Origin of the sequence: Murinocardiopsis flavida (assembly GCF_003014485.1) — a bacterium.
GTDB classification, from domain to species: domain Bacteria; phylum Actinomycetota; class Actinomycetes; order Streptosporangiales; family Streptosporangiaceae; genus Murinocardiopsis; species Murinocardiopsis flavida.
The window spans coordinates 155,231-168,507 of record NZ_PYGA01000004.1; the positions used below are offsets into that span (position 1 = coordinate 155,231).

Annotated in this window: 13 protein-coding genes; 5 read left to right on the plus strand and 8 right to left on the minus strand. The window is 75.6% G+C overall.

The features are described 5' to 3' along the window. Window positions 1-139 precede the first annotated feature (139 nt). From CLV63_RS07900 to CLV63_RS07910, 3 genes are read left to right on the plus strand one after another with little or no spacing between them, the layout of a single operon-like run. Entirely contained in the window at window positions 140-1,432 is a 1,293-nt protein-coding gene (locus CLV63_RS07900) for a sensor histidine kinase (RefSeq protein WP_106582263.1), read from the plus strand. Next, window positions 1,429-2,085, plus strand: coding sequence for a response regulator (locus CLV63_RS07905; RefSeq protein ID WP_106582264.1), 657 nt, complete (start codon window positions 1,429-1,431; stop codon window positions 2,083-2,085). Before CLV63_RS07900 ends, CLV63_RS07905 begins: the two co-directional genes overlap by 4 nt. Beyond that, window positions 2,082-2,777 (plus strand): zeta toxin family protein, encoded by a 696-nt coding sequence (locus CLV63_RS07910; protein ID WP_106582265.1) that lies wholly within the window; start codon window positions 2,082-2,084, stop codon window positions 2,775-2,777. Before CLV63_RS07905 ends, CLV63_RS07910 begins: the two co-directional genes overlap by 4 nt. Before the next feature lie 13 nt (window positions 2,778-2,790). On the opposite strand, the gene CLV63_RS07915 is transcribed toward CLV63_RS07910, so the two are convergent. Both CLV63_RS07915 and CLV63_RS07920 read right to left on the minus strand, forming a co-directional pair. Beyond that, window positions 2,791-3,564 (minus strand): alpha/beta fold hydrolase, encoded by a 774-nt coding sequence (locus CLV63_RS07915; RefSeq protein ID WP_106582266.1) that lies wholly within the window; start codon window positions 3,562-3,564, stop codon window positions 2,791-2,793. Window positions 3,565-3,628: 64 nt separating this feature from the next. Then, complete coding sequence (locus CLV63_RS07920) at window positions 3,629-4,420, minus strand: exodeoxyribonuclease III (RefSeq protein ID WP_245928646.1); 792 nt, start codon at window positions 4,418-4,420, stop codon at window positions 3,629-3,631. Window positions 4,421-4,566: 146 nt separating this feature from the next. Here CLV63_RS07920 and CLV63_RS07925 point away from each other — a divergent pair, with 146 nt between their 5' ends. Together CLV63_RS07925 and CLV63_RS07930 are read left to right on the plus strand one after the other, a co-directional pair. Next, on the plus strand, window positions 4,567-5,145 hold the full coding sequence (locus tag CLV63_RS07925) for a TetR/AcrR family transcriptional regulator (RefSeq protein ID WP_106582267.1): 579 nt from the start codon (window positions 4,567-4,569) through the stop codon (window positions 5,143-5,145). 113 nt (window positions 5,146-5,258) lie between these two features. Further along, window positions 5,259-6,023, plus strand: a complete 765-nt coding sequence (locus tag CLV63_RS07930; protein WP_106582268.1) for an SDR family NAD(P)-dependent oxidoreductase — start codon at window positions 5,259-5,261, stop codon at window positions 6,021-6,023. A 136-nt stretch (window positions 6,024-6,159) separates the two neighbouring features. On the opposite strand, the gene CLV63_RS34980 is transcribed toward CLV63_RS07930, so the two are convergent. The 6 genes from CLV63_RS34980 to CLV63_RS07960 all read right to left on the minus strand — a co-directional run bounded on the left by CLV63_RS34980 (window position 6,160) and on the right by CLV63_RS07960 (window position 13,144). Further along, entirely contained in the window at window positions 6,160-9,126 is a 2,967-nt protein-coding gene (locus CLV63_RS34980) for a helix-turn-helix transcriptional regulator (protein WP_106582269.1), read from the minus strand. A gap of 60 nt (window positions 9,127-9,186) precedes the next feature. Further along, window positions 9,187-9,714, minus strand: a complete 528-nt coding sequence (locus tag CLV63_RS07940; RefSeq protein WP_449288801.1) for a DinB family protein — start codon at window positions 9,712-9,714, stop codon at window positions 9,187-9,189. 70 nt (window positions 9,715-9,784) lie between these two features. Beyond that, window positions 9,785-10,282 (minus strand): hypothetical protein, encoded by a 498-nt coding sequence (locus tag CLV63_RS07945; protein WP_245928647.1) that lies wholly within the window; start codon window positions 10,280-10,282, stop codon window positions 9,785-9,787. Window positions 10,283-10,328: 46 nt separating this feature from the next. Beyond that, entirely contained in the window at window positions 10,329-10,718 is a 390-nt protein-coding gene (locus tag CLV63_RS07950; RefSeq protein WP_106582272.1) for a VOC family protein, read from the minus strand. 74 nt (window positions 10,719-10,792) lie between these two features. Then, window positions 10,793-11,818: a tyrosine-type recombinase/integrase gene (locus tag CLV63_RS07955; RefSeq protein WP_106582420.1), complete on the minus strand. Its 1,026-nt coding sequence runs from the start codon at window positions 11,816-11,818 to the stop codon at window positions 10,793-10,795. A gap of 105 nt (window positions 11,819-11,923) precedes the next feature. Beyond that, window positions 11,924-13,144, minus strand: a complete 1,221-nt coding sequence (locus tag CLV63_RS07960; RefSeq protein WP_245928648.1) for a DUF418 domain-containing protein — start codon at window positions 13,142-13,144, stop codon at window positions 11,924-11,926. Window positions 13,145-13,277: the final 133 nt, after the last annotated feature.

The window sequence follows — 13,277 nt, forward strand, 5'->3', positions numbered from 1 at the left end:
GGCGACACCACCCCTCGGGAGGCGCAAGGGGCGCCGGCGGCCCGCGCCCCGGGGGGCCCGTCGGGGCGCGGGCCGCCCGGTGGGCCTCCCTCCCCGGGGGGAGGCCCACCACCGGCGGCGTCTGCCAGCATGAGCAGGTGTGAGGCTCCTGCGCATGGTCCCGGCCCCGCTGATCGCGACCACCACCTACACCCGCTGGGTGTACCTGGTCGTGGGCGGCGGCGTGTTCATGCCCTACGCCATCGGCGCGGCCGTGCTCGTGTCCCTGTTCCTGCCCGGAACCTGGACCGACCCCACCGAGCAGCGCGAACTCCTCAACACCGCGCCCGTGGGCCTGACCTCGCTGCTGCTGGCCCTGGTGCTGACCACGGCCACCGGGTGGCTGCCGGGCGCGCACGCCTTGCAGACCCAGATCGCCCGCGCCCTACTCGGCGGGCCGATCACCCGGGACCCGGCCGCGGCCGCGCCCACCACCTGGCGGTCGCGGGCCCGCACCGGGGTGTGGCTGAGCCTGCACCTGCTCACCGGGTTCGCCCTGAGCCTGGCGACGATGATCCTGCTGACCCAGGCGGCGCTGCTGGCGGCGGCGCCGTTCGCCCCGGTGGGGTTCGGCGGCGCCCAGGACCTGCTGGACATGGTGCCCGCCGCGGTGGTCACCGGCCCGTGGCGGCCCCTGGCGCCCGCGGTGGGGCTCCTGGTCCTCGCCGTGCTCGTGTCGCTGGTCGCCACCGTCGGGCACCTGCTCGCGATGGCGGCCCCGTTCCTGCTCGGCCCCTCGGCGGCCGACCGCATCAGTGCCGCCCAGGCCCGCGCCGACTCCCTGGCCGAACGCAACCGGCTCGCCCGCGAACTGCACGACTCCATCGGCCACGCCCTGTCGGTGGTCACCCTGCACGCCGGGACCGCGGCCCGCCTCATCGACACCGACCCCCGCTTCGCGCGCACCGCGCTGGAGGCGATCGCCGACACGGCCCGCACCGCCACCGAGGAGCTCGACCACGTCCTGGGCCTGCTCCGCGACGAACGGGCCGCCACCGCGCCGCTGCGCGACCTCACCGACCTGCCCGGCCTCATCGACGCCACCGGCGCCCTGGGCCTGCACATCGACACCGCCATCACCGGCGACCTGGCGTCGGTGCCCGCCGTGGTCTCCCGCGAGACCTACCGCGTCTGCCAGGAAGGGCTCACCAACGCCGCACGCCACGCCGGTAAGGTGCCCATCAGCCTCACCCTGGCCGTCGGCGACGAAAGGCTCCGCGTGGAGATCAGCAACCCCCGGCCCGCCCGGGCCCCCGCACCGGCGCGGCGCGGCGGCCGGGGGCTCGACGGGATGGCCGAGCGGCTGCGGCTGCTGGGCGGGCGCCTCGACGTCGGGGCCCACGGCGGGGTGTGGCGGCTGCGCGCCGACATCGGCTGGGGGAGCGGGCGGTGATCCGCCTCGCCCTCGCCGACGACGAGGCCCTCGTCCGCGCCGGGCTGCGCGCGCTCCTCAACGCCGAACCGGACCTCAGCGTGGTCGCCGAGACCGACGACGGCACCGGGGTCCTCGACATGGTGCGCCGGCACCGCCCCGACGTCGTCCTGATGGACGTGCGCATGCCCCGCATGGACGGCATCGCCGCCACCCGCGCGCTGATCGCCGCGCTCGACACCCCGCCCAAGATCGTGGTCGTCACCACCTTCGAGAACGACGACCACGTGCACGCCTGCCTGCGCGCGGGCGCTGATGCGTTCCTGCTGAAACGCGCCCGCCCCGAGGACATCCTCACCGCGGTGCGCGTGGTTGCCCAGGGCGACGCCCTGCTGTTCCCCGCGGCCATCCGGTCCCTTGCCGCCGCCAGCCCCCACCCCGGGCACCCGGCCGCGGCGGCGGTGGGGGCGCTGACCCAGCGCGAGGCCGAGACGCTGCGCCTCATGGCGCGCGGGCACTCCAACACCGAGATCGCGGCCGAGCTGTTCGTGGGCGTGCAGACCGTGAAGACCCACGTCTCCAACATCCTCGCGAAGCTGGGGGTGCGCGACCGCACCCAGGCGGTCATCGCCGCCTACGACTCCGGCCTCATCCAGCCCGGCGGCGCCCCGTGAGCACCGGACCGGAGCGGCCGCGCATCATCGCCATCACCGGGATCCCCGGCGCGGGCAAGTCCAGCCTGGCCCAGGCCCTCGCCGAACGGCGCGAGCGCAGCGTCCACCTGCGCGCCGACACCTTCCGCCGCCTCATCGTCAACGGCGCCGCCCCGGTGGTGGGCGGGCCCGCCCACGAGGAGCTGTTCCAGCTGCGGATGCACCACCAGCTGGCCGCCGACGCCGCCGCCACCTTCTCCGCGGGCGCGTTCAGCGTCATGGTGCAGGACGTGTTCCTCGGCACCGCGTGGCCGCACTTCCTGGGCCGCCTCGTCGACTACCCGCTGGCCATCGGCCGCCGCAACGTGCACGCGGTCATGCTCGCCCCCCGGCCCGACACCGTCCAGGAGCGCGCCCCGGCCTGGTCCGGGCCCCCGCTCGCCGAACTCGACGCCGTCCTGCGCGAGGACACCCCGCGCATCGGCCTGTGGCTCGACACCACCGCCATGGGCGTCGCGGAGGCGGCCGACCACGTCCTGGCGCACCTGGGCGAGGCGGTGCCCGACCCCGCGGCGCTGCCCGACCCGCTGCCCGTCTCCGCCCCCGGGTCGCCCTCGGGGCGGGTCGTCTCGCGGCACTTCAGCCCCGCCGAGGTCGAGCACGCCCGCACCTACTGGACCGAGGAGCGCATGCGCCGCTCCACCGGCGCCTGACGCCGGGCGCCGCTCACACCGGGCTGTCGGGGGTGCGGGGCGGGTGCTCCAGCGCGTTCAGGGTCGGACCCCACTGGGCGCGGGCCGCGACCAGGTCGGCGGCGTCGGCGACCAGCGTGGTGAACGCCTCGGGCTGGTCGAGGCTGACCATGTGCCCGGCGCGCGGCACCACCAGCAGCCGCCCGTCGACGCAGGCGTCCAGGTACAGCTTCTCGTGGATGCGGAAGTGGTCGCGGGCCCCGTTGATGAGCCAGACGCTGTGCGGGTAGGACGCCAGCAGCGCCAGCGCGTCCATGGCCACGATCTCCTCGATGACCTCCCGCGCGGCCTCCATCGCGAGCCCGCCGTCCAGCACCGCCTCGGCGGCCTCCGCCGGCAGCCGCAGCCGGTGCAGGCGCTCGTTGACGGCCAGCCCCTTGTCGGGCAGCCGGCCCAGCAGCGCCGCGGGGATGCGGTACATGTGCGCGAGGGCGTTGACGGGCTTGGCCGAGCAGCCGGTGGCGACCAGCCCGGCGACACGCCCGGGGTAGGCCGCCGCGGCGGCGATGGACACGAACCCGCCCAGGCTCAACCCCACGACCAGGGCGCGGCCGCCCACCTCGTCCACGGCGTCGCGCACGGCCTCCACGGCGCCGCCCAGGGTGAACGCCTCACCGCGGCGCGCCCCGTGCCCGGGCAGGTCGGGGGCGCGCACCTGGCGGCCCTGGGCGCGCAGCACCTCGACCTGCGACCGCCACATGCTGCCCGAGATCCGCAGGCCGTGCACCAGCACGATCGGCATGCCCATGACCGCTCCCACCCCCGTTCGACGACGTACGGCCCACGCGCGGCGCCGGCCGCCGCGCGCCCGCTCAGTCGTAGACGACGGTGACCGGGGCGTGGTCGGACCAGCGGGTGTCGTGGCTGGGCGCGCGCTCCACCCGGGTCTCGCGGGCGCGCCCGGCCAGCCCCGGGGTGGCGACCTGGTAGTCGATGCGCCACCCGGTGTTGTTGTCGAAGGCGCGGCCGCGCACCGACCACCACGAGTAGGGGCCCTCGACGTCGCCCACCAGGGTGCGCACCACATCCACCAGGCCCACCTCGTCGAAGATCCGCGACATCCACGCGCGCTCCTCGGGCAGGAACCCGGACTTGGTGCGGTTGGCCCGCCAGTTCTTCAGGTCCTGCTCGCGGTGGGCGATGTTCCAGTCGCCGCACACCACCAGGTCGCGGCCCTGGGCCTGGACCTCGTCGCGGCGGCGCACCAGGTAGTCGAGGAAGGCGGCCATGAACCGCTCCTTCTCGTCCTGGCGCTCGGTGCCGACCTCGCCGGAGGGCAGGTAGAGGCTGGCGACGGTCACGGGGCCGAGGTCGGCCTCGACGTAGCGCCCGGACTCGGCGAACTCCGCCACCCCGAACCCGACCCGCACGGCGTCCGGTTCGGCGCGCGTGTACAGCGCGACCCCGGCCCGGCCCTTGGCGGCCGCGGGGCACAGCACCACGTGCCAGCCCTCGGGCGCGAGGACCTCGGGGGCGAGCTGGTCGTGCTCGGCGCGAGTCTCCTGGAGGCACACGGCCTCGGAGTCGGTGGCGGCGAGCCACTCCACGAACCCCTTGCGCGCGGCGGCGCGCAGCCCATTCACGTTGACCGTAGAAATCTGCACGTCGGCCAGCCTAGCCAACCCCGCGCACAGCGGCGGCCGGGGGCGCGGTCGCCGCCGGGGCCGGATCCGGCAGCCGCAGGGGGAGCGGCGCTTGCACCACCCCACCACTTTGACCGATCGTTCCAAAAAAGGGTAGGTTCGCGGCCATGGCACGGAGCAAGGAGTTCGACCCCGACGCGGCACTGCACCGCGCAATGGGGCTCTTCTGGGAGAAGGGCTACGAGGCGACCTCAATGGCCGACCTGGTCGAACACCTGGGGATCGGGCGGGCGAGCATCTATGCGACGTTCGGCGGCAAGTCCGAACTCTACCTCCGCGCCTACGACCGCTACCTGGAGAACGGCACCGACATCGCCGGCCCCCTGGGCCGGGCCGACCCCGTCCTGCCCGCCGTGCGCGCCCTGGTGGAGCGCTTCGCGCACGAATCCGCCCACGACACCGCGCGCCGCGGCTGCTTCGTGGTGAACACCGCCGTGGAACTCGCACCCCACGACGCGCGCCTGGCGCGCCGCGTCGAGGCCAACTGGGACGCCATCGAGTCGGCCCTCGCCTTGGCGCTGGAGCGGGCCCGCGACCGCGGCGAGCTGGCCGCGGACAAGGACCCCCGGGCGCTGGCCCGGTTCCTGCTGACCGTCATGCAGGGCATGCGCGTCATCGGCAAGAGCTCCACCGACCCCGCCCGGCTGCACGACACCGCGGCCCAGGCCCTGTCCGTCCTCACCTGACCCGACCCCGGGCGCGAGGGGAGCGCGCCCTGCCACGCCCAAATACCAGAACGATCAGTCAAAAAACGGGGGCGGGGACACCCCGCACCGCCACCACCAAGGAGACACACCCGATGCGCAGCAACCGATTCCACACCCAGGTCGCCCTGGTCACCGGCGGCGGAACCGGCCTGGGCCGCGCCGCCGCACGCGCCTTCGCCCGCGAAGGCGCCACCGTCGCCGTCGCCGGACGCACCGCCGCCGCCCTCGACCAGACCGTCACACTGATCGAACAGGACGGCGGGCGCGCCTCCGCCATCACCGCCGACGTCACCAACGAGGACGACGCCGCCCGCATGGTCGCCACCACCGTCCAGCGCCACGGCGGACTCCACATCGCCCTCAACAACGCCGGAACCTTCGGCCAGGCCGCCCCGCTCGCCGACCTCGACGCCGACACCTGGCGCACCGCCATCGACACCAACATCACCGGCGTGTTCCTGGCGATGAAGCACGAGATCCGCCACATGCGCGACCACGGCGGGGGAGCGATCGTCAACACCTCCTCCAACATCGGCGCCCACATCCGCCTCCCCGGCCTGAGCCCCTACGCCTCCTCCAAGGCCGCCGTGAGCACCCTGACCCGCGCCGCCGCCCTCGACCACATCGGCGACGGCATCCGGATCAACGCGGTCAGCCCCGGCGCCAGCGACGGGCCGATGTCCTTCCTGCCCGGAGAGACCCGGGAGCAGCGCGACGCCCGCCTCACACCGGACATCCCCCTGGGACGCGTGGGGACCCTGGCGGAGGTCACCGCCACCGTGCTCTGGCTCGCCTCCACCGAGGCGGGCTTCGCCGTGGGCCACGACCTCGTCATCGACGGCGGCGCCTCCGCCTGACCGCGCCCCGGACGCATCCGCACCGCACCCAGGACCGGCCCGCGGATGCGTCCGGCCGCCCGCGCCTTCCCCCTCATGCCCCCGATGTCGTCCACGTCGCCGTTCCGACGACCTCACGACCATCGAAAGAGAACCGCTAATCCGCGCCGAGCTCGCGGGCGCGCGCGGCGGCGGTGGCGCGGTTGGGCACCCCCAGCTTGGTCAGGATGCGCGACACATGCACGCTCACGGTCTTCGCGGAGATGAACAGCGCCTCCGCGATCTGGGCGTTGGTGCGCCCCCGCGCGACCAGTCGCAGTACCTCGCCCTCGCGCCGGGTCAACCCCGCCGGGCCCGCCCCCGCGCCGGTGGCCGCCCCCTCCGGGGCGCCCACCCGCGCCGCCAGGTCGGTGCCCCGGCGCACCAGCACCGCGGCCCCGGCCCGCTCCGCCGCCGCGACCCCCTCGGCCACCGCCGCCCCCGCACCCGCCCGGTCACCCGCGGCCGCGGCCGCCTCGGCCAGGCGCAGCAGCGCCGCCGCCCGCTGGTAGGCGTCGTCGGCCCGGCGCCACCGCGCCACCGCATCCCGCCACGCCTCCACCGCCGCACCCGCCGCGCCGCCCGGCCCGTCCGCCGACCCCACCAGGTGCGCCCGCACCGTCGCCCGGAACGCCTCCTGCGCCGGCCCGTTCGCCCGCATCCCCGCACACGCCGCCTCCACCGCCGAGCGCAGCCGCGCCGTCTGCGCCGCGCCCGCCTCCCGGCCCGCCCGCACCACCCGCGCCGCCCCCTCCAGCAGCGGCCACGCGTACTGCGGCCACACCTGCACGTCGTAGCCGTCGACGACCTCCAGGACCGCGGCGACCGCCCCCGCCGCATCGCCCTCCACCAGCAGCAGCTCCGCGTCCAGCAGCGCCGCGGGCACCTCGTTCTGGGTGTGGGCGTGGCGGAACGACGCCGCGGGCCGGTGGCGCCGCCCGTCCTCCCGCGCCGCCGCCACATCGCCCATCGCCAGCGCCGCCAGGCCGCGCCGCGTGTGCAGGTTCAGCCGCAGCAGCTGCATCGGGGCCCACGACAGCGCACGCCCGGCCACCCCCCGGCACTCGGCGAACTCGCCCACGAAGTACAGCGCCTCGGTGAGGTTGACGGTGACCAGGGTGCCCAGCGTGCGCAGCGTGCCCAGCTCCCGGGCCCGCTCCAGCGCCGCACGGCCCGACTCCACGGCCTCGGCGGTGCGCCCCCCTTCCCACAGCAGCGCCACGCGGATCCCCAGCGCGCGCGTCTCGGTGGTGGGGTCGTCGGTGCGCCGGGCCTCCTTGAGGCACGCCTGCACCTCCTCCAGCGCCTCCGAGGTCCGCCCCGCGTACCCCTCCAGCGTCGCCAGCGTGATGCGGGCGTGCAGCGCGCTGCACGCGTGCGGCCACACCACCGCCCCGGGCGGGGGCCCCGCCGCGGCCGCCGCCGCGGTCTCGGCGGCCGCCCGCGCCTCCCACGCCACCTCGGCGGCTTCGGCGAACCGGGAGCGCAGCGCCAGCTCACCGGCCAGCGTCGCCAGGATCGAGGGCCGGTGCGGGCTGGGCTCCGGCAGGATCCGCGCCGCCTCCCGCAGATCGTCCAGGGCGCCCGGGGCGCTGAGGTCGCGGTGCGCCTGCCCGCGCCGGCGCAGCAGCAGCGCCCGCCGGGCCGCGGCGAGATCCCCGCCGCCCCCGCCCAGCGCCGCCAGCCCGGCCTGCGCCAAGTCCATGCCGCGGGCCGTCTCCCCGCTGTCGATCGCCGCCTCCGACGCCTGCTCCAGCACATCGACCAGCGGCATCCCGACCCGCTCCGCGGCATCGGGCACCCGGTCCCACAGGTCGATGACGCGCTCCAGCATCCGCAGCTGCTCGGCGTAGCCGTAGGACGCCGCGGCGCTGCCCGCCGCCCGCCACGCCGCGCTCAACGCGCGGGGCTGCTCGTGCGCCTCGTAGTAGTGGTGGGCGAGCTCCGCCGCCCGACCACCGCCCCACCCCGCCCCCGCGTCCTGCTCCAACGCCGTCGCATAGGCCAGGTGCAGGCGGACCCGCCGCCCGGGCAGCAGGTCGGCGTGCACCGCCTCGCGCAGCAGCGCATGGCGGAACCGGTACCCGCTCTCGTGCACCCGCAGCACGTTCACGTCGACCAGCGCGCCCAGCGCCGCCTCCACCCGCTCCGCGCCCAGGCCCGCCACCCGCTCCAGCAGCCGGTGCTCCACCCCCGCCCCGCCCCCGGCCCCCACCGCCGCGACCGCCGCGATGTCGCGCGCATCGGCGCCCAGCGCGCGCACCGGGCCCAGCAGCAGCTCCCGGGGGCGCTCCGGCAGCTCCGCCCCGTGCGGCACTCCCAGTTCCAGGAACGACTCGACGAACAGCGGATTGCCCGAGGTGCGCTCGTACAGCACCGCGAGCTCGGCGGGGGAGGGCTCCGCCCCGCGGATGGCGCGCGCCTGCGCGGCGACCTCCTCGCGGGTCAACGGGGCCAGCTCCATCCGGCTGACCACCGCCAACCGCTCCAGCTCCGGCAGCAGCCGCCGCAGCGGGTGCTCCCGGACGAGGTCGTCACTGCGGAACCCGGCCACGATCTGCACCCGGGCGGTGTCGAGATTGCGCACCAGGAACACCAGCAGGTCACGGGTCGCCGAATCGGCCCACTGCAAGTCCTCCAGGATCACCGTGAGCCCGGCATCCTCCGCCGCCGCCCCCAGCACCCCCAGCACCTGCTCGAACAGCCGCCCGCGCGCCTCGGGGCGCTCCTCCGGCGGCGGCCCCAGCTCCGGCAGCAACCGGGCGAGCTCCCGCGGCCCCCCGCCGCCCGACAGCGCCGCGAAGGCCTCCGCCCCCACCGACCGCCGCAGCCGGCGCAGCACCGTGACGAACGGCGCGAACGGCAGCCCGTCCACCCCCAGCTCCAAGCAGCCGCCCACCGCGACCAGCCCGTTGCCCGTGCGCCCGGCGAACTCCTCCAGCAGCCGGGTCTTGCCCACCCCGGCCTCCCCGCCCAGCAGCAGCGCACCCGCCGCCCCGGTACGGGCCCCGCGCGCATGCTCCACGAGCCGCCGCAGCTCGGCGGACCGCCCCACCAGGACGGGACTGCTACCGGAGGTACCCATGGCGCCAGTATGGCGAACCGCGCCCCGCCCGTCCCGGTGCGGCACCGCCCCGGGCCCGGCTCAGCCCTGCGTGCAGGCGCGCAGCAAGCGCAACTGCCCGATCTCGGCGACGTTCTTCATCAGCTCCGCGTTCACCCACGCCACCGTGTGCGCGAACGTCATCGCCGGATCGTCCTGGAACGGAAACGGCGCCGGCGCGGCCAACTCCGCCGGGCCCAGCCCCTCCAGCACCGCGACCCACTCCGTCCGCAGCCCGCGCAGCCACGCCACCGCCGACGGCCCGTCACCGGGCCAGGTCACCGACTCCCGCTCCCGCGGCGCCCGCCCCTGCCCATGGTCGATGGTCACCCCCCACCACCAGCCGATGTGCCAGCTCACCCACCCGATCGTGGGCACCGGCACGGGGTCGGGCTCGGGCTCGGCCCAATCGGGCCGCCACACCCCGTCATCGCCCCGGCGCACCGTCCAGCACACCGGGGCGGGCTCCCACAGGAAGTCCCCGGGGTCCACCCGCTCCAGGTGGTACTCGAACAGCGACCACGTCAGGTCGAACTGCCACCGCATCAGATCAGTACTCGTCGCAGACACCCGGCCGACCCTGCCGCAGGCCCCGCCCCGCCCGCAAACCCTTTTCCCCCCGCCAGGGGGCGGCACCGGATCAGGCGGCCCGGCCGCGGTCCAGGTCGCGACGCAGGTGGGAGCGGCGCAGCCGACGCGACCGGACCAACCGGGACAGGTCCGCGCGAGTGTCATGCGAGAGCTGGACGTGGAAGTAGTTCACCTGCTCCAGCACCGCGAACACCCACAGCGCCGCCCCCGGCCACACCCCCGCCCCGCCCCCGCTCTCCACCGCTCCCGCACCCACCACGGCCGCGCCGCCGGCCAGGACGACGACGTTGACCCGGTCCAGCACCCGGAACACCCCCATCCCCGCCGGAGCCGCGGCCCCCGCCGCCAACTGCACCGACTTCACCCACCAGTACGCGCCGCCCTCCGCCAACACCACCAGGACCAGCGCGAGACCGGCCAGGTTCGCCGCCGTCACCGGCATCCGCAGCACACCGACCAGCACCCACGCGATGAGCGCGATATTGACGAACTCCAGAACCGCGAGCGTGCGCACCCGGCGCAGCACCCGCGCCGACTCCGACGACACGACAACGCCCCGTCCCGGCCCCCGACCCACCCCGCACCGCCCCCGACTACCCGGCGCCGTCGGGCAGGAACAGGCAGAACGGGTGCCCCACCGGGTCGAGGTAGACCCGCACATGCGCCTGCGGCTGGAACCCCGCCACCACCGCGCCCAGCCCCTCCGCGAACGCGCCCGCCGCCGCCAGATCCGCCACCTCCACATCCAGATGCGCCATCATCTGCTGCGCACCGCCCCGCGCCGGCCACACCGGCGCCACGAACAGCGGCTCCGCCTGGAACGACAGCCCCGCCCCGCCGCCCGGCGGCCGCAACTCCACCCACTCCGCCCAGTCCGCCACCACCTCCCACCCCAGCAGCGCCCGGTAGAACCCCGCCAGCGCACGCGGATCAGGGGCGTCCAACACCGTCGCGGCCACCCGCAACCGCGGACGATCACTCATACCGGCTCCCACCGCCACCGGGCCGCCCCGGCGGCGGCCACCCTGCACACCCCCCATCCCCGCCCCCGCGGCCCTCACCCCTCCCCGGACCCCGCCAACCGCCGCAGCACCCCATAGGTCCGATTCGACCGCGCCGCCTCCCGCTGCGCCCGCGCCGTCACATCGATGTAGGACTGCGACGAACTGATCGAGGCGTGCCCCAGCAACCGCATGATCTCCGACACCGACGCCCCGTCCTCCGCCAACCGCGTCGCGAACGTGTGCCGCAGCGCATGCACCAGCGTCCCCTTCGCCACCCGGTCGCCCACCCCCGCATGCCGGTAGCACTGGCGCACCAGATACTGGAGCCCGCCCCGCCGCAACGGCCGCCCCCCGTTGTCGACCAGCAGCGCATCACCCGGCCGCACCGCCACCCCGAACCGCGCCTCCCGCGACACCAGATACGCCTCGACCAGCGCCTCCAACGGCGCCTCGATCGGCACCGACCGCACCGTGCCGCCCTTGCCGACCACCCGCACCCGCCGCTCACCGGGCCGCCCCCCGACCGACTCCACCCGCAGCCCCAGCATCTCCGCCGAACGCAACCCCGTCAGCAGCGCCAGCGCCAGCACCGCCAGATCACGCTCCGGCCAGGGGTCGCGCGCCTTGCGGCACCCCGCCGCCAACGCCTCCAGCAACCGCTCCGGGGTGTCCTCGCCCAGCAGCGGCTTCGGCTCACGCGGCCCCACCCGCGGACGCCGCACCGCCGGCATCGGATTGCCCTCCACCACCGCCTCGCTCACCAGGAACGAGAAGAACCCGTTCCAGGTCGACCACGCCCGCAGCACACTGGACGCCGCCCGCTGCCCCGCGAACTCCGCGAACGCCCGCCGCAGCACCCCCGCCGACAGATCCGCCACCACCAGGTCGGCGACCCCGCACCCCAGCACCCCCGCGGCGCACTCCAGCACCCCGCGCAGGTCGCGCCGATACGCCGCGACCGTGTGCGGCGACGGCTTGGCCGGCGCCCGCGCCACCAGGTACTCCTCGACCGCATCCCATGCACCCGGCCCGACCCGCCGCGCACCCGCACCCTCGACCTGCTCCCGCGTTGCACTCATGCCCCCACCATCCCCGATCCGCACGGGAATGATCACCGCACCCCCCAACGATTCGAACACGACACCCCCGCCATGTTCGAACCACGACCACCCAGCCTTCGGGGGTCAGGGGATGCGCTTGGCCGCCCACAACGACACCGCGTGCAGCGGACCCTCCAGCGGGCCCCGGCGCACCAGCAACCGCCACACCGTCGCGAACACCAACGACCCCACCAGCACCGACACCGCCAGATCACTGGTCAGCCACCACAGCACCGTGCCCTCGAACACCCCCCGCTCGGCCGCCCAGATCAGCACCACATGACCCACATACGTCGTCAGCGCCAACGCCCCCACCGCCGCCAACGGGTACAGCACCACCCACAGGCGGTCGGCCACCAGCAGGCACACCCCCAGCACCACCATCGCCACCCCGCCCGCCCCCACGATCTCCAGCGGCGACCCCCCGTGCGGCGCAGCAGTCACCAACCACGCCCAATCGTTGACCGGCAGCGTGCCCGGCAAGCCCCGCGACAGCGTCTCGTCCAACCCCTGACCGCCGTACCGCTCCACAATCCCGCCCGTGAACGACCCCGCCAACCGCTCACGCACCCCGCCCACCGACAACGCGACCCACGCCGCACCATAAGCGGCCGCCGCCAGCACCGCCCCCACACCCACCAGCGCCCACCGCACCCGCACCGCACGCAGATCCAACCGGCCGATGGCCAACCCCGCCAACACGAACGGCATCCACGTCAGCGCCGGATAGGCCCCCGTGAGCAGGAAATCCACCACACCCTCGCCCGACCAGCCCACCAACGGGTCATAGGCGTCGACCGCCCGCACCGGCCCCGCCAGCGACCCCCGCCCCGTCGCCAACCCCCGCAGCCAGAACGACACCACCGGCCCCGCGAACGCCAGCACCGCGGCCGTCCCCGCCACGATCTTCCACCGCTCCCACAACAGCGGCGCCGCCAGCACGAAGAACAACGCGTAGTAGGCCAGGATCACCGACACCCCGGTACCCAGCATCGTCAGCGCGGTCCCCAACGGCAGCATGATCAACCCGCGGATGACCACCCGCCACAGCGCCACCCCCATGTCCTTGCCCTGCTTCGGCGCCGACCCGCCCGACAACAGCGCAATCGACACCCCCGCCAACAAAGCGAACAGCGCAGCCGACCGCCCCGACACCACCGGGTACAGCGCGTTGGACCCGTCGGCCGCCTCCCACCCCACCCCCACATGCACCACGAACATCCCCAGCACCGCGATACCCCGCGCCACATCGATGCCCATGAGCCGCTCGCGCCGCCGCCCCGCCGCGCCGCGCAGACGCCGCACCAGCCCGCGGCGCCCCTCGGCACCCGGCTGCGGGACAGCCGCCGCACCGGACGGCGCCGCCGCCTCCGGCCCGGGCGGCGTGGGGGAGGAAGCCGCCGACGCGGCCGGCGCAGAAGGTTCAGTGCGGTTCGAC